This is a genomic window from Lysinibacillus sp. GW247-5R2A (genome assembly GCF_059424475.1).
On sequence record NZ_JBWKZL010000013.1, the window covers coordinates 80016 to 99717 of the forward strand.

Below are 19702 nucleotides of genomic sequence, written 5' to 3' on the forward strand. Positions count from 1 at the left end.
TTTCTACAGAAAGTAAAAAAATGCTACTTTGAAAAAATTCAGGGTGGCTTTTTTTCTTGTAAAATGTAAGAATATAAAATTATCAGAAATATTTCCGTTTTATGTTGACTGAATGCTCACTCATTTATTAGAATAGGAATATAATATTGAAGTGATGAACATTTCCGTATGAGCTAGCAAATTTATCACAAAGAGAGAAAAATTACGACAAACGAGGGGGGACCAACCATGAGTCCATTATTAATTGCTAACATTGTCTTAACAGTCGTGGTTGTACTTTATGCAGTAGGATTGTTCTTCTATCTGTTGAAAACACGCTATAAGTATGTGCAATTGGGGAAAAAGGTTGAGTTTGATGAAAGTGTAAAAGAACGACTTCGCTATATTATGGTCAATGTATTTGGCCAAAACAAGCTATTAAAAGATCCAAAGAGTGGTTTAATCCATGTAATGTTTTTCTATGGATTTTTAATGGTACAGCTAGGGGCGATTGATTTAATTTGGAAAGGATTAGCACCAGGCTCACATTTACCGCTTGGTATTTTCTATGGTGTCTTTACATTCTTCCAAGAACTTGTGGTCTTAATGATTTTGGTAGCGGTTGTCTGGGCATTTTACCGCCGCTATGTTGAAAAGCTAGTACGTTTAAAGCGTGGATGGAAAAACGGTCTTGTATTAATTTTCATTGGTGGCTTAATGGTATCGACGTTACTTGCGAATGGTATGGGATTAATTTGGCATGGAGAGGGATTAACCTATACAGAACCAGTAGCTTCTAGTATTGCTGCTATTTTTGGTTTCCTACCTGCGTCAGTAGCTGCTGGTGTGTTTTATGTCATGTGGTGGGCACATTTATTAATTCTCTTAACATTCCTTGTGTATGTACCACAATCTAAACATTTCCATTTAATTGTAAGCCCGCTTAATGTTTACATGAATCGTTTAGACCGAACAGGCACTTTAACACCGATTGATTTTGAGGCATTAGAAAATGCTGAAAGTGAAGACGATATGCCTTCTATTGGGGTGGGACGCATACAGGACTTCACACAAAAACAAATGCTCGATCTGTATTCTTGTGTAGAATGTGGACGTTGTACAAACATGTGTCCAGCTACAGGGACAGGAAAAATGCTGTCTCCTATGGATTTAATCGTGAAATTACGAGATCATTTAACATTTACAGGAGCTGTTGTCACAAAGCAAAAGCCTTGGGTACCTTATCAATTCTTTGCCAATACAAAGGGTAATCAGCTTGCGCTGGCAGCTGGGGCTGAAGGTGCAGTGATTGAAGATATCTACAGTCCATCTTTAATTGGTGATGTGATTACAGAGGAAGAGATTTGGGCTTGTACGACTTGTCGTAACTGTGAAGATCAATGTCCAGTAATGAACGAGCATGTTGATAAAATTATTGATTTACGTCGTTATTTAACAATGACAGAGGGGAAAGTAAATCCTGATGCGCAACGTGCGATGACGAATATCGAGAGACAAGGAAATCCTTGGGGATTAAATCGTAAAGAAAAAGAAAATTGGCGTGATTTAGACCCAACAATCCATATACCAACAGTAAAAGAATTGAAAAAGTCTGGGGAGGAAATGGAATACCTTTTATGGGTTGGGTCAATGGGAGCATTTGATAACCGCTCTCAAAAAATTGCATTAGCATTCTGTCGTCTATTAAACGAAGCGGGTGTGAAGTTTGCAATTTTAGGAAATAAAGAGAAGAACTCTGGGGATACGCCACGTCGTTTAGGAAATGAATTTTTATTCCAAGAGCTTGCTACAGCAAATATTGATGAGTTCGTTAAAAATGACGTGAAAAAAATTGTTACAATTGATCCTCATGCATACAATATCTTTAAAAATGAGTACCAGGATTTTGGTTGGAAAGGCGAAGTATATCACCATACTGAATTATTAAATCAGTTAATTGAAGAAAATCGTCTAGCATTAAATTACGAGGTACATGAAACAATTGTTTTCCATGATTCATGTTATTTAGGTCGTTACAATGATGTCTATGATGCACCACGAGAAATTTTGCGTGGCATTCCAGGAGTGAAGTTAGTTGAAATGGAACGTAATCGAGAATCAGCCATGTGCTGTGGTGCCGGTGGCGGTCTCATGTGGATGGAAGAGCATGTCGGCAATCGCATTAACGTAGCTCGTACAGAACAGGCTTTAGCAACTAATGCATCAGTTATTTCATCTGGCTGTCCTTACTGCTTAACAATGCTGGAGGATGGTACAAAGGCTAAAGAAGTGGAAGACTCGATTGGCACATTCGATGTAGCAGAGTTATTGGAGCGTTCAGTATTTGGGGAAAAAGTAAAGGTTGTCGACAACTCTCCTGAGGAAGTAGAAGAAACTATGGAAGAAGTTGTGATGACAGTAGAAAATACAAAACAAAACGAGAATAGTGAAATAAGCGCAGAAAAATGATTGCTATTGTAGAAATATTTTAGTTATCTGAAAAATATAAATTGCACAATAAAAAATTGTTTTGTAGAATAAGATTAAATGGAAATGGGAGTTGAAATGAAAACTCCCATTTTTCATCGATAGAAGTCGAGCGAGCGTTCAGTCAATAAAATGCTTCGCTACTTCATCGAGAACGTAAAACAAAAGGGGTGTTTTACTTGAATAGAGCAGTAATTTTAGCAGGAGCAAGAACGGCATTTGGTAAATTTGGTGGTTCTTTATCGACAGTACATGCAAGTGATTTAGGTGCCATTGCAATTAAGGGTGCATTAGAGAAAGCCAATATGGGACTTGATGAAGTCGATGAGGTAATTTTAGGCTCGGTTTTACAAGGGGGACAGGGACAAATTCCTTCTCGACAAGCAGCAATAAAGGCTAATTTGCCAATAGGGGTAAAAACAGAAACGATTAATAAAGTCTGTGCGTCGGGGATGCGTGCAGTGACATTAGCAGATCAACTGATTCGTTTAGGGGACGAAGAGGTAATTGTAGCTGGTGGAATGGAGTCCATGTCTAATGCACCATACTATTTGTTAAATGGTCGAACGGGCTTACGAATGGGTGATTCAACGATGGTTGATGGCATGCTTTATGACGGTTTAACATGTGCTTTTGATTCAGCAAGACCACATATGGGCAGCTATGGTAACTCGACAGCTAAAGAATTCTCGCTAAGTCGTGAGGAACAGGATACTTGGTCAGTTCGTAGCCATGAGCGTGCACTAGCGGCGATGGACAAAGGATATTTTGCAGAAGAAATCGTTCCTGTTGAGATTCCTCAACGCAAAGGTGATCCATTAGTTGTGAATACGGATGAGGCACCAAGAGCAGGCACTTCTTTAGAAATACTGGCAAAGCTTAAACCAGCCTTTGATAAGGACGGTACTATTACTGCAGGTAATGCACCTGGCGTAAATGACGGAGCATGTGCGCTCGTAATCATGAATGAGGAACGTGCAACACGCGAAGGTAGAGAACCATTGGCAATAATTATAGGTCATGAGGAGCTAGCGATTGAGCCAGAAAATTTCCCTCAAACACCAGGACTAGTCATTAATAAACTGCTGAAAAAGACGAATAAGTCATTAGCAGATATTGATTTGTTTGAAATTAATGAAGCCTTTGCAGCGGTAGCTTTAGTGAGTAAGCAGTTAGCTGATCTAGATGCAGAAAAGGTTAATGTTAATGGTGGCGCAGTTGCTTTAGGACATCCAATCGGAGCTTCTGGAGCACGAATTATTTTAACGCTTGCTCAGGAATTAAAGCGTCGAGGCGGTGGCATCGGCATTGCCGCTATTTGTTCAGGTGGTGGGCAAGGCGATGCAATCATGATTGAAGTACCGAAAACAGGGGGACTGAACTGATGGGAATTCAAAAGGTAATGGTCATTGGTGCAGGGCAAATGGGCTCAGGCATTGCACAGGTTTGCGCACAAGCAGGCTTTGACGTGAAATTGAACGATATAAAACAAGAGTTTTACGAGCGTGGATTAGGGGTTATGACTAAAAATTTATCACGCGATGTAGAAAAGGGTCGTAAAACAGAAGAAGAAAAGGCTGCAATTCTAGGTCGCATTACGATGTCGCTAGATTTACAGGATGCTAGTGATGTAGATATTATCATTGAAGCAGCTGTAGAAAATATGGAAGTGAAGCAATCCATTTTTAAACAGCTTGATGGAATTGCACAGGCACATGCTATTCTAGCTACGAATACCTCTTCACTACCTATTACAGAAATTGCTGCTGTAACAAATCGACCAGAGCAAGTTATTGGCATGCACTTTATGAATCCTGTACCTGTCATGAAGCTTGTAGAAATTATCCGTGGTTTAGCTACAACTGATGAAGTGTACAAAGCGGTGGAAGAGATGACTGTCAAGTTAGCGAAAACGCCAGTTGAAGTGAATGACTTCCCAGGATTTATTTCAAATCGAATTTTACTTCCGATGATTAATGAAGCTATTTATGCTTTATATGAAGGGGTAGCGTCGAAAGAAGCGATTGACGATGTCATGAAGCTAGGGATGAACCATCCAATGGGACCGTTAACATTGGCGGATTTCATTGGTTTAGATACATGTCTCTCCATTATGGAGATTTTACATGAGGGCCTAGGGGATAGTAAATATCGTCCTTGTCCACTGCTTCGTAAATATGTGGCAGCGGGTTGGCTAGGAAAGAAATCTGGAAGAGGCTTTTACATTTACGAATAATCCTATGGGGATGGGGTTATAGGAGTGCTACAGGACAACTTAGAGGGGTGACATAATAGATGCATTTGCAATTTACAGATGAGCAAATTATGATGCGCGATATGGTTCGTAATTTTGCTCAAGAAAAAATCCAACCATGGGTAGAGCGAATGGAAGCAGGGGAGTTTCCACGTGAGCTGCTTCAGCAGATGGGTGAACTTGGTTTAATGGGTATCACAACACCTGAAGAGCTTGGAGGCTCTGGCATGGATTTTACATCGTATATTATTGCGATTCATGAATTATCAAAGGTAAGCGCTGTAATGGGAGTTATTTTATCGGTGCATACATCGGTTGGAACGAATCCAATCATTTACTTTGGGAATGAAGAACAAAAGAAACGTTATGTACCTAAACTTGCAGCGGGTGAATATTTAGGTGCCTTTTGTTTAACAGAACCAAGTGCCGGTTCAGATGCTGGCTCTCTTCAATCGAAGGCAGTCCGTGATGGTGCTGAATATGTCATTAATGGCTCCAAAGTATTTATTACTAATGGTGGGGAGGCGGATATATACATTGTATTCGCATCAACGAATCCTGCTGAAAAAACAAAAGGTATTTCTGCCTTTATCGTGGAAAAGGGAACACCTGGCTTAATTATTGGAAAAGACGAGCATAAAATGGGCTTGCATGGCTCTCGCACTGTTCAGCTAACATTCGATAATTGCCGCATCCCAGCCGACAACCTTTTAGGGGAAGAGGGAGAAGGCTTCAAAATAGCGATGGCTAATTTAGATGTGGGACGCATTGGTATTGCTGCACAATCTTTAGGAATAGCTGAAGCGGCACTTGAAGCAGCAACTGCTTATGCTAAAGAACGTGTTCAATTTGGCAAACCGATCGTTGCCCAACAAGGTGTTAGCTTTAAACTTGCTGACATGGCGACAGCTGTTGAATCATCCAAGCTACTAGTCTACCGTGCTGCAGATTTACGTGCAAAAGGTTTATCGTGTGGGGCTGAAGCTTCAATGGCAAAACTTTTTGCATCACGAACGGCTGTCCAAACAGCAATAGAGGCTGTTCAAGTATTTGGTGGCTATGGTTATACAGAAGATTACCCAGTAGAGCGATATTTCCGCGATGCCAAGGTAACTGAAATATATGAAGGAACAAGTGAAATACAAAGAATAGTCATTAGTAAACATTTACTGAAATAAAACCTAGTGTAAGGTGTTGGTTGTAGCTAATAGAAATGAATCAAACAGCTCCAAAGAGGATGGGAATCGTTCGATATAGTAAGAAAATGACTTAATGAAACGCTAAATCCAGCTTACCATTACACAGAACAGAGTCTAATAAAAAGGGGAAATGGACAATGAACTTTCAGTTAACAGAAGAGCATGAGCAATTACGTGAAATGATTCGAGATTTCGCTATGAATGAAGTGGCTCCAACAGCGGCAGAACGTGATGAAAATGAAGAATTTGACCGTGCCATTTTCGATAAAATGGCGGAGCTTGGTTTAACAGGTATTCCATGGCCAGAGGAATATGGTGGAGCTGGATTTGATTATCTTGCATATGTCATTGCTGTCGAGGAATTATCACGCGTGTGTGCATCAACAGGTGTAACATTATCTGCGCATACATCACTTGCAGGCTGGCCGCTGTATAAGTTCGGTACAGAAGAACAGAAACAAAAGTATCTGCGTCCAATGGCTGAAGGAAAGCATATTGGGGCTTACGGCTTAACAGAACCAGCATCAGGCTCTGATGCGGGTGGCATGAAAACTTACGCCAAACGTGATGGCGATGATTATATTTTAAATGGCTCAAAAATCTTCATTACAAATGGTGGAGTAGCAGATACATATATTGTATTTGCCGTAACAGATCCTGAAGCTAAAAACGGTACATCAGCATTTATCGTTGAAGCGGGATATGAAGGTTTCTCTGTAGGTAAGAAGGAGAAGAAATTAGGAATTCGTTCATCTCCTACGACAGAAATTATTTTCGACAACTGTCGTGTTCCAAAAGAAAACTTGCTTGGAGCTGAAGGGGAAGGCTTTAAGATTGCGATGACGACACTAGATGGTGGACGAAATGGTATTGCGGCGCAAGCTGTAGGAATTGCACAAGGAGCACTTGATGCAGCAGTTGACTATGCGAAAGAACGTGTACAATTTGGTAAACCCATTACTGCAAATCAAGGTGTATCCTTTAAGCTAGCGGATATGGCCACTCAAATTGAGGCATCTCGACTTCTTACATATCAAGCGGCTTGGTTAGAATCTAATAACCTACCATATGGTAAGGCATCAGCAATGGCGAAATTAATGGCTGGCGATACGGCGATGAGTGTAACGACGGAGGCGGTTCAAGTATTTGGTGGTTACGGTTATACAAAAGATTATCCAGTAGAACGCTTTATGCGTGATGCGAAAATTACACAAATTTATGAAGGTACGCAAGAGATTCAACGTCTAGTTATCTCGCGTATGTTAACTAAATAATTGATGACAGAAAAAGATAAAAGGCCCCAAGTACAGTCAACTGTAAAAGATGAAAATTTAATCGCCATTCGTCGTGAGCAAATGATTCAGGGAGCAATTAAGTTATTTAAGGAAAAAGGCTACCATCGGGCCACAACGAGAGAAATCGCAAAAGCTGCAGGCTTTAGTATCGGTACTTTATATGAGTACATTCGAACAAAAGAAGATGTTCTTTACCTCGTATGTGATAGTATCTATCATCATGCAATGGAGCGACTTTCAAGTTACGAGATTAAAGCAGGGACAATCGAAGAGCTAAAGGAAATGATCCGAGAATATTTCCTGCAAATCGATAGTATGGTTGATGAGCTTACAATCATGTATCAAGAAACAAAATCATTGTCAAAAGAAGCGCAACGTTATGTCTTTAGTAAAGAGTTTGAAATGGTTGCTACGTTTGAAAGATTGCTAAATCGCTGTGTACAATCTGGTGACATAACAATGACAGACAAGCAGATTCATTTAGCAGCCAATAATTTAGTAGTGTCTGGACAAAGTTGGGCATTCCGCAAATGGGCATTACATCGCCAACATTCAATTGATGAGTTTATTGACATGCAAATCACATTGTTCATTTCAGGCATAAAGGGGTTTTAATAGTTCGTTAGGGGTTTGTCGGTAATTGCATAGAGCGACATTGCAATTGCCGGCTTTTTTTATTCATTAAGGGGAGAGAGTGGGGATTTCGTATGACAAAGGTAGAAGTATATCGTCCAAAAAATCACGTACGTTTTGTGACAGCATCGAGTCTTTTTGATGGACATGATGCTTCGGTCAATATTATGCGACGCATTTTGCAATCGAGCGGTGTGGAAGTAATCCATTTAGGTCATAATCGTTCCGTGGAAGAAGTCGTAAATGCTGCGATACAAGAGGATGCACAAGGTATTGCTATTTCTTCTTATCAAGGCGGGCATATGGAATACTTTAAATATATGTATGATTTACTGCGTGAAAAAGGGGCACCACATATAAAAATATATGGCGGTGGTGGTGGAGTAATTTTACCACGTGAAATTAAAGAGCTGCATTCTTACGGCATTGCGGGAATATTCTCACCAGAGGATGGGCGCGTTTTAGGGCTTCAGGGAATGATTAATGAGCAAATTAAAGGAACAGATTTTCCTACTGCAACTGGTAGCTACTTAGAAAAATTAGAGTCTTTAACAACAGAGACTCCTGAAATTTTAGCTAATTTAATTACAGCTGCCGAGTCAAATGACGATGAAGACACGAAAAAAATGCTGGAGGAAGCACGGAAGCGTTCAAAAGGAACACCTGTTATGGGTATTACCGGAACAGGTGGCGCGGGGAAATCTTCGTTAACGGATGAACTAATCCGCCGTTTCTTGAAAGAATTCCCAGAAAAGCATGTGGCAATTCTGTCCGTCGATCCAACAAAGCAAAAAACGGGTGGGGCATTACTTGGGGATCGAATTCGTATGAATGCCATCTTTAATAACCGTGTCTATATGCGTAGCTTAGCTACACGAGGCTCTCGTACGGAATTAACCGCATCCATTGGGGACGTAATAGATGTAGTACGAGTAGCTGGCTATGATTTAATTATCGTTGAAACAAGTGGTATTGGTCAGGGTGATGCCGAGATTACCAAATATACCGATTTATCAATGTATGTTATGACAAGTGAGTTTGGTGCACCAACGCAGCTTGAGAAGATTGATATGATTGATTTTGCGGATGTTATTGCTATTAATAAGTTTGAACGTAAAGGTTCTGAGGATGCACTACGTCAAGTCCAAAAACAATATCAGCGCTCGCGCGAACTTTGGGATGAATCACTTGATAATATGCCGGTTTACGGTACAATCGCTAGCCAATTTAATGATAAAGGAACAAATGCTTTATTTGCCGCGTTAGTGCAAATCATTAACCAAAAGGCTGGTAGCGATTGGGAAACGAGCTATGAGCAATTTGCTAAAACGCAAAAACAAGATGTAATTATTCCGAATGATCGTCGTTATTATTTACGAGAGCTTACTGATACAGTTCGTGGCTATCATAAAAAGTCAGAACAGCAGGTGGCATTTGCTCGTCGTCTTTTCCAATTAGAAGGGGCTCTCACTGCAGTTAAGGAAAAAGCACCGGATGATGCACTTATCACATCACTTAATTCTTTAGCAGAAGGTGTCCGCGACGAATTAACGGCTGAATCCAAGCGTATATTAGATAATTGGCAAGCTTTAAAGGAAGCGTATGCTGGGGATGAATTTGTGACGAAAGTCCGCGATAAAGAAATTCGCACAATTTTAAAGACAATAAGTCTTTCGGGTACAAAAATTCCAAAGGTTGTATTACCAAAGTTTGAGGACTACGGTGAAATTTTGCGCTGGGTTTATAAAGAAAATGTACCAGGCGAATTCCCGTATACAGCGGGTGTTTTCCAATTCAAACGAGAGGGAGAAGATCCAAAGCGCCAATTTGCTGGTGAGGGGACGCCAGAGCGTACAAATAAACGCTTCCACTATTTATCGAAGGATGATGATGCGAAACGTTTATCTACAGCATTTGATTCCGTAACATTGTACGGGGAGGACCCAGATTATCGACCAGATATTTATGGTAAAGTTGGGGAATCAGGTGTATCTATCTGTACATTAGAGGATATGAAAAAACTATATGCAGGCTTTGATTTATGTGCACCCTCCACATCTGTATCGATGACAATTAATGGTCCAGCACCTATCATTTTGGCTATGTTCATGAATACAGCGATTGATCAGCAAATAAAATTACGTGAGCAAGAGTTAGGACGTACTTTGACAGTTGAAGAATTTACAGAGACACGGGAGAAAACACTTCAGGTCGTACGTGGAACAGTACAAGCGGATATCCTGAAAGAAGACCAAGGTCAAAATACATGTATTTTCTCTACAGAATTTGCCCTACGTATGATGGGCGATATTCAGCAATACTTTATTGACCAGAAGGTGCGTAATTACTACTCTGTTTCAATTTCTGGCTATCATATTGCAGAGGCGGGAGCAAATCCTATTTCGCAATTAGCCTTCACATTAGCGAATGGCTTTACGTATGTAGAATATTATTTAAGCCGAGGCATGAATATTAATGACTTCGCGCCTAACTTATCATTCTTCTTCTCTAATGGACTTGACCCAGAATATACAGTAATCGGACGTGTAGCTCGTCGTATTTGGGCGATTGTGATGCGCGATAAATATGGCGCAAATGAGCGTGCCCAAAAGTTAAAATATCATATTCAAACTTCAGGTCGTAGTCTACATGCGCAGGAGATTGATTTTAATGATATTCGTACAACATTACAGGCTTTGATGGCCTTACAGGATAACTGTAACTCCTTGCATACAAATGCCTATGATGAGGCAATTACAACGCCTACTGAGGAATCTGTACGTCGTGCAATGGCTATTCAAATGATTATTACAAAAGAGCATGGCTTAGCAAAAAATGAAAATCCACTTCAAGGTGCATTTATTGTGGAAGAGCTGACAGATCTTGTGGAAGAAGCTGTCCTCGAAGAATTTGATCGTATCAATGATCGTGGTGGCGTGTTAGGAGCGATGGAGACACAATACCAACGAGGGAAAATTCAAGAGGAATCGATGCATTATGAAATGCTAAAACATTCAGGGGAGTTACCGATTATTGGTGTCAATACTTACCTGAATCCAAACCCAGCTTCTGATGCTGATATTGATAATATGGAGATTGCTCGTGCATCGACGGAAGAGAAGGAAACTCAAATTCACAATTTACAAGATTTCTGGAAGGCCAATGAAGCTAAACGCGAGGCAGCTATTAACCGTTTACAAGAGGTAGCTGTCCATAACGGAAATATCTTTGCTGAATTAATGGAAACTGTTAAAGTAGCTAGTTTGGGACAAATTACGAAGGCTTTATATGAGGTTGGTGGACAATATCGTCGTAATATGTAAACAGAGATAGACAATCTCACTAGGTTACCGACATTTCTTTCTAATTTATGTAACAAGCTTCTCTAGTTTTTGGTGTCTAGTCTTAGGATTAGGCACTTCTTTTTTTTTTCGCTATAATAGAAATGTAAAAAAAAGGGGAGGCGCGGTAGAGGATGAAATCAGCTATTCACTACATAATTGTATTAGCTTTAGTATTGGGAGCCATTTTCCTGTATAATAAGCAAATTGGCGCTATTCCTTTACTACTATTATCTGTCTATTTGTTTTATCTTGGCATAAAAAAAATGCGTAATATAAAAAACAGTAATTGAAGCTAGCAAAGGGGCTAAAACTTTGTATATAATGGGTATTATGCTTATTGTATGGAAAGTACCTTTTGCGTGGCCAATTTTGCTGCGCTTGGAAAATAAAGCACCATGTAATTTTAAAACGTCCATTGTGATGAGGGAAAGGAAGTGCACGAATTGAATTTTCGTGAAATGACAAAGGAACAATTAACTGAAGAGTCGTTAATTAACTTAGCGTATGCAATTTTAAATGAAAAACGTGCCTCAGTAACTTTTAATGATTTGTTAAAAATAATTCAAGAGCTTGTAGGCTACAGTGATGAAGAAATTAAATCCCGCCTACTACAATTTTACACAGATCTTAATGTAGATGGCCGCTTCTTATATAACCAAGAAACAGGCTGGGGCTTACGTGAATGGTTTAAAGTAGAGCAGATTGAGGAAGAAACAGCACCTTCTGTTAAAACTCAAAAGAAAAAATCTAAAGCTTCTGCAGATGAAGATGATGATCTAGAAGAAGATATCGATTTGGATGAAGAAGATATCGACTTCGACGAGGACTATGAAGAATTCGTCGAAGAAGAAGAGATAGAAGAAGAAGATGAAGATAAAGAAGATATTGATTTTGATGAAGACGAAGATTTAGAAGACATTGAAGAAATCGATGAAGAGTTTATTGATGAAGACGAAGATGAAGAGGAGTTCGAAGAAGAAGAGGAAGAAATCTAAAACCTCGCTCTTAGAATTTTCTTACTTTTACGCTTGATGTAAAAATTCTTGACTTCTATCACGGTTCCGTTTAATCTTTTACTTGGGCTCCTTAAAAGAAGGAGAAAGACCGTGTATATAATACGCTCCCCCTGCAGACCTATGCAGGAGGAGCGTTTTTTTGTTTTTAACTTTATTCAGACCAGCTCTCCCATACTTTTTGTGCGGATATGAATATAAATGTTTTAAAGTATTCATGATGTATAGTAAACGGTGACTGAATAAATGTTAAAGTTTTAAGGTTTAAAGGAAAGTGGAAAAGAGATAGAAACGATGACAGCTTCGAATCGACTACAAGTTTGTAGACATTCTCGGCTTTTCTTTTTTTAGGGTGTTTGACTGTCAGATGTTCTAATCCCTAACAAAACAACTTATCTAGCAATTCTAAAGGAGGAATTTTTTCATGACGAAGTATATTTTTGTAACAGGTGGGGTTGTATCATCACTTGGAAAAGGGATTGTTGCAGCATCTCTAGGCCGTTTATTAAAAAACCGCGGTTTAGAAGTTACGATTCAAAAATTTGACCCATATATTAATATCGACCCAGGTACAATGAGTCCTTATCAGCATGGTGAGGTTTTTGTAACAGATGATGGTGCTGAGGCTGACTTAGATTTAGGGCATTATGAGCGTTTTATTGATATTAACCTAGGAAAGCATTCTACAGTAACTTCAGGTCGTGTGTATCAATCGGTATTACAGAAGGAACGTCGTGGCGATTACAATGGTGGTACAGTACAAGTGATTCCTCATATTACAAATGAAATTAAAGATCGTATCCAACGTGCTGGTCGTGAGACAAATGCAGACGTTGTTATTACAGAAGTAGGTGGAACAGTAGGGGATATTGAATCATTACCTTTCCTTGAAGCTATCCGTCAAATGAAAACTAATTTAGGTCATAATAATGTCATGTATATACACTGTACATTGATTCCGTATATTAAAGCAGCTGGTGAATTAAAAACAAAACCAACTCAGCATTCTGTAAAAGAGTTACGTTCTTTAGGTATTCAACCAAATATTATCGTTGTGCGTACTGAACAAGAGGTACCACAAGATATGAAAGAGAAATTAGCTTTATTCTGTGATGTTCAACCACATGAAATTATTGAATCTCGTGATGCGGAGCATTTATATGAAGTACCATTAAACCTACATGCACAAGATATTGATGATATCGTTCTTGACCACTTTGGTATGGAAGCTCCAGAAGCGGATATGGAAGAATGGCGCGAGCTTGTAGACAAAGTGAAAAACTTACCAAACAAAAGAAAAGTAGCATTAGTAGGGAAATATGTAGAACTTCAAGATGCTTATATTTCAGTGGTAGAAGCATTAAAGCATGCAGGCTATGTTTATAATTCTGATATTGAAATTGACTGGATTAATGCAGAACATGTCAATGCTGATAATGTAACTGCACTATTAAAAGATGCTGATGCGATTTTAGTACCAGGTGGCTTCGGTGATCGTGGTGTGGAAGGTAAAATTTTAGCTACGCAATTTGCGCGTGAAAATAATGTACCTTTCTTAGGAATTTGCTTAGGTATGCAGCTGGCGACAATTGAATATGCACGTAATGTGTTAGGATTAAAAGGTGCTCATTCTACTGAGCTTGATGCAAACACAGAGTACCCAATTATCGACTTCTTACCAGATCAAAATGATAGCGTAGATATTGGCGGGACATTACGTTTAGGCCTATACCCATGTAAATTAAAAGACGGTTCTAAAGCAAGTGAAGCATATGGCAAAGAGCTTGTTTATGAGCGTCATCGTCATCGTTATGAATTTAACAATGAATATCGTGAAGCAATGGAAGCAGCTGGTCTTGTCTTCTCAGGGACAAGTCCTGACGGTAAGCTGGTTGAAATTATTGAGCTACCAGAGAATAATTTCTTTGTAGCATGTCAATTCCACCCAGAGTTAGTGTCACGACCAAATCGTCCACAACCACTGTTCCGTGACTTAATCGGCGCAACATTTAAATAAAACAAAAAGAGTTGTCTCGAAATATGAGACAACTCTTTTTAATTGGATTATTACAATTCTTCTTCATCAAAGCCAAGCATATCATCATAGGCCATTTTGACAGCTTCATAAACAAAAAGCCCTGCAAGTGCATGTGGTACAACTACCCGTTGACCTAAATCATTTGGCAATAAACCACCTTTAATACGAGTAGAAATATACGTATAGGCTAAGTCCGCAAGAGGATTTTCTGTACTTGCTGGTTCACTTGCAACAGCAGCGAAGGGAATAAATTGAGTATTTAATTTCTGAGCTAAAGCTAGTGCTTCTTCATCGTGCGCACTACGAGTAAAAATGCAAACTCGATCGGCTTCTGTTAAGCTTGTATCCGAAGTCCAAGGTGCTAACTTGCTAAATGGTTCCACTGCTTGCAGTGCATTTAACTCCACTGTCTGCATTTCCCCAAAGCAAGCAAAATAGACATTACCTTCGCCAATTGCAGCTTGTGCTAATAACCTTGCAGTCTCCTCGATAGCGTCCTCTTCATTTTGTGTAATTCTTTGTAATAATCCACTTAATTGTGTTGTTAGAATTTTTGACATGATCCCACCTCTACCCATATTATAGGGGTGAAAAAGATAGAAAGCAAAAGCAGATAATTTATAATACTAGAAGGTATTAAGCTGAAAAAGTAGAATTATACATAATAAAGATTGTTTTTGTGTAAGAATAAAAAATAAAAAGGGCGGAATGGAATGTGAAACGATTACTAATTGTCGATGATCAGCAGGGAATTCGTTTGCTTTTAAACGAAGTGCTGAAAAAGGAAGGATATGTTACATATTTAGCAGCCAATGGTTTAGAGGCATTAAAGTATGCAGATGAACAAGACATGGATTGCGTATTACTAGATATGAAGATACCCGGAATGGATGGTATCGAAATTTTAAGACGTTTAAAAGAAAAGTTCCCAAAACTTCCTGTATTTATGATGACAGCGTATGGAGAGCTAGATGTTGTACAAGAAGCTTTAAATTTGGGAGCGATCCGTTACTTTACGAAGCCTTTTGATATTTTTGAAGTGCGTGACGAAGTTAATAAAGCGTTACAAGTTTAAAGAACAGGCAGTGAATACACGGCCTGTTTTCTTTATGCTTAAAAAAGGAGTTCAGATTTTCTTAGCGCCGCCGTTACGTTGCCCTGCGCTTTTGTCGCCACTGTTGCTACGTTACACTGCGTTTTCGTATAGAAAATAATAGCCCCTGCTTTTCAGGGGCTATTATTTTTGCTATGATTGAGGAGCATATTTATGTAGAAAGAATAGTCCTAAGAGGAGGATTTTTAGTATGGCATTAGTATCTATGAAAGAGATGTTAATTAAAGCAAAAGCAGAGGGTTATGCTGTTGGTCAATTCAACATTAACAACCTAGAGTGGACACAAGCAATTTTACAAGCAGCTGAAGAAGAAAAATCTCCAGTGATTCTTGGTGTTTCTGAAGGTGCAGGTAAATATATGGGCGGATTTATTTCTGTTGTTCACATGGTAAAAGGTTTAATGGAATCTTATGGTACTACAGTTCCAGTAGCCATTCATCTTGACCATGGTTCTAGCTTTGCAAAATGTAAAGAGGCAATTGATGCAGGCTTTACTTCTGTGATGATTGATGCTTCACACCATTCATTTGAGGAAAACGTGAAAATTACTTCAGAAGTAGTAGAATATGCACATGCTAAAGGCGTTTCTGTAGAAGCGGAATTAGGAACAGTTGGCGGAGATGAAGACGGTGTAATCGGTGGTATTATTTACGCTGATCCAGAAGAATGCCGTAAAATGGTTGAGCTAACAGATATCGACTGCTTAGCGCCAGCACTTGGCTCTGTACATGGTCCTTATAAAGGAGAACCAAACCTTGGCTTCAAAGAAATGGAGGAAATCTCTAAATTGGCAGATCTTCCACTAGTATTACATGGTGGTACAGGTATCCCAACAAAAGATATCCAACGTTCTATTTCATTAGGTACTGCAAAAATTAACGTTAATACTGAAAATCAAATTGAAGCAACAAAAGCAATCCGTGAGATTCTTGACAACGACAAAGTTGTTTACGATCCTCGTAAATTCCTTGGTCCTGCACGTGAAGCGATTAAAGCAACAGTTGTTGGTAAAATTCGCGAATTTGGTAGTGCACAAAAAGCATAATTTTTGCATTTAATATGTTACAAAAGCATAGATAAATACACATAATAAGAGAAGTGTTGATGCTTTCAATCGACCTTCTCTTGTTTTTGAAATAAAGAAATTTTGGAAAATATTTAATAATATAAGAAAAATGATCAGGAGGAAATAATATGAAATTTTTTATTGATACAGCAAATTTTGAAGAGATTAAAGAGGCACACGCATGGGGGATTTTATCAGGAGTTACAACAAACCCATCACTAGTGGCTAAAGAAGAAAATGTTTCTTTCCATGATCGTCTTCGTGAAATCGCAGAGCTTGTCGATGGTTCCGTAAGTGGAGAAGTTATTGCACTGGATGCAGAAGGAATGATTAAAGAAGGTTTGGAATTAGCTGCTATTGCTCCTAACATTACAGTGAAACTTCCAATGACACCAGCGGGATTAGAAGCTTGTCGTTTCTTTGCAAACAAAGGTATTAAAACAAACGTAACATTAATTTTTAGTGCAAACCAAGCATTAATGGCTGCGCGTGCAGGTGCTACATATGTATCACCATTTATCGGCCGTTTAGATGACATTGGTCAAAATGGTGTAGAACTAATTGAAACAATTGCCGACATTTTTACAATTCATAATATTGATACACAAATTATTGCTGCCTCTGTTCGTCACCCTCAGCACGTTACGGCTGCAGCTTTAGCTGGCGCGCATATTTCAACAACTCCATTTAAAGTTTTAAAACAACTTTTCCACCATCCATTAACGGAAAAAGGAATTGAAGGATTTTTAGCGGATTGGAATAAGAGAAAAGGCGAATAATAAGAATATACAGTGAGCCAAATGCAAAAAATACTACTTTCCAATCATGAGGGAGAACGCAAAATGGATGTTTATAAAATTACTGGCGAAAATCGTCTACAAGGTACAATTAAAGTAAGTGGTGCAAAAAATAGTGCAGTCGCCTTAATTCCTGCATCAATTTTGGCGAACTCTCCAGTGACAATTGGAGGGATACCAGAAATTTCAGATGCATGGACGTTAAAGGCTTTATTAGAGGAAATTGGTGGGGAAGTATCGTTTGAGGATGGGAAGATGACAATCGATCCAACAGACATGATTGCCTTACCATTACCGAACGGCAATGTTAAAAAGTTACGCGCTTCCTATTATTTAATGGGGGCAATGCTAGGACGATTCAAGAAGGCGGTCATTGGTTTACCAGGTGGCTGTTTCTTGGGTCCCCGACCAATAGATCAACATATAAAGGGCTTTGAAGCATTAGGCGCTAAAATTACGAATGAGCATGGCGCGATTTATTTACGTGCAGATGAATTAATTGGGGCAAAAATTTATTTAGATGTCGCAAGTGTCGGTGCCACAATTAACATAATGTTAGCTGCTGTCCTCGCGAAGGGCCGTACCGTTATAGAAAATGCAGCGAAGGAACCTGAAATTATTGATGTAGCTACACTTCTAACAAATATGGGGGCCAATATTAAAGGGGCAGGTACAAGTGTCATCCGTATTGAAGGGGTAGAAGAACTACATGGTACAGAGCATACGATTATACCGGATCGCATTGAAGCTGCGACATTTATGATCATGGCTGCAGCAGTCGGTGATGGTATTACAATTGATAATGTAATTCCACTTCATTTAGAAGCTATTATTGCGAAGCTTCGTGAAATGGGTGTGAAGATTGAAATTGGTGAAGAAAGTATTTATGTACCAAAAACAGACTTCTCCACTTTGCAAGCTGTTGATGTAAAAACATTGGTGTATCCTGGTTTCCCAACCGATATTCAGCAACCACTTGCTGTGTTAATGTCACAGGCATTCGGTTCCTCAAAAGTAACAGATACTATTTATACAGCTCGATTTAAACATATTGATGAGCTTCGTCGTATGAATGCTGATGCTCGTGTAGAAGGCAACACGGCTATTATTAAAGGGCCTAGCAGATTACATGGCTCAACGGTAACGGCTACAGATCTACGCGCAGGCGCAGCATTAGTTTTAGCTGGTCTTCTAGCGGAAGGCGAAACGGAAGTGCAAGAAATTTATCATATCGAACGTGGCTATAGCTCACTTATTGAGAAATTACGTGATTTAGGCGCTGATATTCGACGTGAAACAATCGTGGCACGCGTAGCTGAGACAAAGGAATAATGAGAGCTAAAAGTTTTCACTCAATTATGTTACAATAGAGGTAATTTGAATGTTTCGGTATGAAAAATGACCGATAACGGGAGGCAAAGCAACAATGGAACGTAGTTTATCGATGGAAGTAGTACGAGTAACAGAAGCAGCAGCAATTGCATCCGGGAAATGGATGGGACGCGGTTTAAAAATTGAGGCAGATGATGCAGCAACAACAGCGATGCGCAGAATGTTCGATACAATTCCAATGCATGCTACAGTAGTAATTGGTGAAGGCGAAATGGATGAAGCACCAATGCTTTATATTGGTGAAGAACTTGGCTTACGAAGTGGTGGTCCAAAAGTAGATATTGCTGTGGATCCATTAGAAGGTACAAATATTGTAGCAAAAGGTACGAATGGTGCAATGACAGTCCTTGCAATTGCAGATAAGGGTAATCTGTTAAATGCACCAGATATGTACATGGAGAAAATTGCTGTAGGGCCAGAAGCAGCGGGTAAAGTAGATATCAATGCTTCTGTCACTTATAACTTATTACAAGTAGCAAAAGCAAAAAATAAAGATATTTCAGATGTGGTTGCTACTTTATTAGATCGTCCACGTCACCAAGCAATTGTTGATGAAATTCGCGAAGCTGGTGCACGTATTAAGTTTATCCAAGATGGCGATGTTGGTGCAGCGATTAATACTGCCTTTGATGAAACAGGTATTGATATTATGTTTGGAACAGGTGGCGCACCAGAGGGTGTTATTTCGGCTGTAGCCTTAAAATGCCTAGGTGGGGACTTCCAAGCAAAATTAGTACCAGAAGATGAAGAGCAATTAGAACGCTGCCATAAAATGGGTGTAGATGTTGATAAAGTTCTTTATTTAGATGATCTAGTAAAAGGTGACGATGCTATTTTTGCAGCAACAGCTGTGACAGATTGTGAGCTTTTAAAGGGTGTTCAATATAAAGGTGCTTACGCTTTAACACACTCAGTAGTTATGCGTGCTAAGTCTGGTACGGTTCGCTTTGTTGAAGGCCGTCACGCACTTGAGAAAAAACCTAGATATTAATGATATTTTCTTCTAAAATATACCTAGTACATCTATTGTGCTAGGTACCTTCTTCTTTAAATAAACCATCCCGTAGTTTGTAAGGCAATGTTTCATCATA

At 39.2% G+C, this 19702-nt stretch carries 16 protein-coding genes; 15 read left to right on the forward strand and 1 reads right to left on the reverse strand.

The features are described 5' to 3' along the window. Nucleotides 1-228: 228 nt before the first annotated feature. The 10 genes from AC07YC_RS18985 (at nt 229) to pyrG (ending at nt 14221) form a co-directional block, all read left to right on the forward strand. Nucleotides 229-2448, forward strand: coding sequence for a heterodisulfide reductase-related iron-sulfur binding cluster (locus AC07YC_RS18985; protein ID WP_494920150.1), 2220 nt, complete (start codon nt 229-231; stop codon nt 2446-2448). A gap of 197 nt (nt 2449-2645) precedes the next feature. Next, nucleotides 2646-3851: an acetyl-CoA C-acetyltransferase gene (locus tag AC07YC_RS18990; RefSeq protein ID WP_025114798.1), complete on the forward strand. Its 1206-nt coding sequence runs from the start codon at nt 2646-2648 to the stop codon at nt 3849-3851. Next, on the forward strand, nt 3851-4702 hold the full coding sequence (locus AC07YC_RS18995; protein ID WP_025114797.1) for a 3-hydroxybutyryl-CoA dehydrogenase: 852 nt from the start codon (nt 3851-3853) through the stop codon (nt 4700-4702). Before AC07YC_RS18990 ends, AC07YC_RS18995 begins: the two co-directional genes overlap by 1 nt. A 59-nt stretch (nt 4703-4761) precedes the next feature. Continuing rightward, nucleotides 4762-5898: an acyl-CoA dehydrogenase gene (locus tag AC07YC_RS19000; RefSeq protein ID WP_494920151.1), complete on the forward strand. Its 1137-nt coding sequence runs from the start codon at nt 4762-4764 to the stop codon at nt 5896-5898. A gap of 158 nt (nt 5899-6056) precedes the next feature. After that, nucleotides 6057-7193, forward strand: coding sequence for an acyl-CoA dehydrogenase (locus AC07YC_RS19005; RefSeq protein WP_025114795.1), 1137 nt, complete (start codon nt 6057-6059; stop codon nt 7191-7193). Between the two features lie 3 nt (nt 7194-7196). Then, complete coding sequence (locus AC07YC_RS19010) at nt 7197-7829, forward strand: TetR/AcrR family transcriptional regulator (RefSeq protein WP_480205975.1); 633 nt, start codon at nt 7197-7199, stop codon at nt 7827-7829. A gap of 92 nt (nt 7830-7921) precedes the next feature. After that, nucleotides 7922-11170, forward strand: a complete 3249-nt coding sequence (gene icmF, locus AC07YC_RS19015) for a fused isobutyryl-CoA mutase/GTPase IcmF (RefSeq protein ID WP_494920152.1) — start codon at nt 7922-7924, stop codon at nt 11168-11170. A gap of 152 nt (nt 11171-11322) precedes the next feature. Continuing rightward, nucleotides 11323-11481, forward strand: coding sequence for a hypothetical protein (locus AC07YC_RS19020; RefSeq protein ID WP_012292732.1), 159 nt, complete (start codon nt 11323-11325; stop codon nt 11479-11481). Nucleotides 11482-11634: 153 nt separating this feature from the next. Continuing rightward, nucleotides 11635-12186 carry a DNA-directed RNA polymerase subunit delta gene (gene rpoE, locus AC07YC_RS19025; protein WP_196244031.1) on the forward strand — a complete coding sequence of 184 codons (552 nt, stop codon included), beginning with the start codon at nt 11635-11637 and terminating at the stop codon, nt 12184-12186. Between the two features lie 442 nt (nt 12187-12628). Beyond that, nucleotides 12629-14221, forward strand: a complete 1593-nt coding sequence (gene pyrG / locus AC07YC_RS19030) for a CTP synthase (protein ID WP_336636629.1) — start codon at nt 12629-12631, stop codon at nt 14219-14221. Nucleotides 14222-14271: 50 nt separating this feature from the next. Here pyrG and AC07YC_RS19035 read toward each other — a convergent pair whose 3' ends face one another. Continuing rightward, on the reverse strand, nt 14272-14802 hold the full coding sequence (locus AC07YC_RS19035; RefSeq protein WP_336636630.1) for a DUF2529 family protein: 531 nt from the start codon (nt 14800-14802) through the stop codon (nt 14272-14274). A 155-nt stretch (nt 14803-14957) separates the two neighbouring features. Between AC07YC_RS19035 and AC07YC_RS19040 the strand changes: the two genes are divergently transcribed. The 5 genes from AC07YC_RS19040 to glpX all read left to right on the forward strand — a co-directional run bounded on the left by AC07YC_RS19040 (nt 14958) and on the right by glpX (nt 19602). Continuing rightward, nucleotides 14958-15317, forward strand: a complete 360-nt coding sequence (locus AC07YC_RS19040; RefSeq protein WP_008179021.1) for a response regulator — start codon at nt 14958-14960, stop codon at nt 15315-15317. Between the two features lie 229 nt (nt 15318-15546). Next, entirely contained in the window at nt 15547-16401 is an 855-nt protein-coding gene (locus AC07YC_RS19045; RefSeq protein ID WP_025114789.1) for a class II fructose-bisphosphate aldolase, read from the forward strand. Nucleotides 16402-16550: 149 nt separating this feature from the next. After that, on the forward strand, nt 16551-17201 hold the full coding sequence (gene fsa, locus AC07YC_RS19050; RefSeq protein WP_004269447.1) for a fructose-6-phosphate aldolase: 651 nt from the start codon (nt 16551-16553) through the stop codon (nt 17199-17201). A gap of 63 nt (nt 17202-17264) precedes the next feature. After that, nucleotides 17265-18551, forward strand: coding sequence for a UDP-N-acetylglucosamine 1-carboxyvinyltransferase (gene murA / locus AC07YC_RS19055; protein ID WP_336636632.1), 1287 nt, complete (start codon nt 17265-17267; stop codon nt 18549-18551). A 94-nt stretch (nt 18552-18645) separates the two neighbouring features. After that, nucleotides 18646-19602, forward strand: a complete 957-nt coding sequence (glpX, locus tag AC07YC_RS19060; protein ID WP_336636633.1) for a class II fructose-bisphosphatase — start codon at nt 18646-18648, stop codon at nt 19600-19602. Nucleotides 19603-19702 lie beyond the last annotated feature (100 nt).

Excerpts from the sequence above, each read along its gene's own strand:
- murA (WP_336636632.1), top strand. The coding sequence starts at position 17,265 with ATGGATGTTTATAAAATTACTGGCGAAAATCGTCTACAAGGTACAATT.
- fsa (WP_004269447.1), top strand. The coding sequence starts at position 16,551 with ATGAAATTTTTTATTGATACAGCAAATTTTGAAGAGATTAAAGAGGCA.
- AC07YC_RS19035 (WP_336636630.1), bottom strand. The coding sequence starts at position 14,802 with ATGTCAAAAATTCTAACAACACAATTAAGTGGATTATTACAAAGAATT.
- glpX (WP_336636633.1), top strand. The coding sequence starts at position 18,646 with ATGGAACGTAGTTTATCGATGGAAGTAGTACGAGTAACAGAAGCAGCA.
- pyrG (WP_336636629.1), top strand. The coding sequence starts at position 12,629 with ATGACGAAGTATATTTTTGTAACAGGTGGGGTTGTATCATCACTTGGA.
- AC07YC_RS18985 (WP_494920150.1), top strand. The coding sequence starts at position 229 with ATGAGTCCATTATTAATTGCTAACATTGTCTTAACAGTCGTGGTTGTA.
- AC07YC_RS19045 (WP_025114789.1), top strand. The coding sequence starts at position 15,547 with ATGGCATTAGTATCTATGAAAGAGATGTTAATTAAAGCAAAAGCAGAG.
- AC07YC_RS19020 (WP_012292732.1), top strand. The coding sequence starts at position 11,323 with ATGAAATCAGCTATTCACTACATAATTGTATTAGCTTTAGTATTGGGA.
- AC07YC_RS19000 (WP_494920151.1), top strand. The coding sequence starts at position 4,762 with ATGCATTTGCAATTTACAGATGAGCAAATTATGATGCGCGATATGGTT.
- AC07YC_RS18995 (WP_025114797.1), top strand. The coding sequence starts at position 3,851 with ATGGGAATTCAAAAGGTAATGGTCATTGGTGCAGGGCAAATGGGCTCA.
- AC07YC_RS19005 (WP_025114795.1), top strand. The coding sequence starts at position 6,057 with ATGAACTTTCAGTTAACAGAAGAGCATGAGCAATTACGTGAAATGATT.
- icmF (WP_494920152.1), top strand. The coding sequence starts at position 7,922 with ATGACAAAGGTAGAAGTATATCGTCCAAAAAATCACGTACGTTTTGTG.
- AC07YC_RS19010 (WP_480205975.1), top strand. The coding sequence starts at position 7,197 with ATGACAGAAAAAGATAAAAGGCCCCAAGTACAGTCAACTGTAAAAGAT.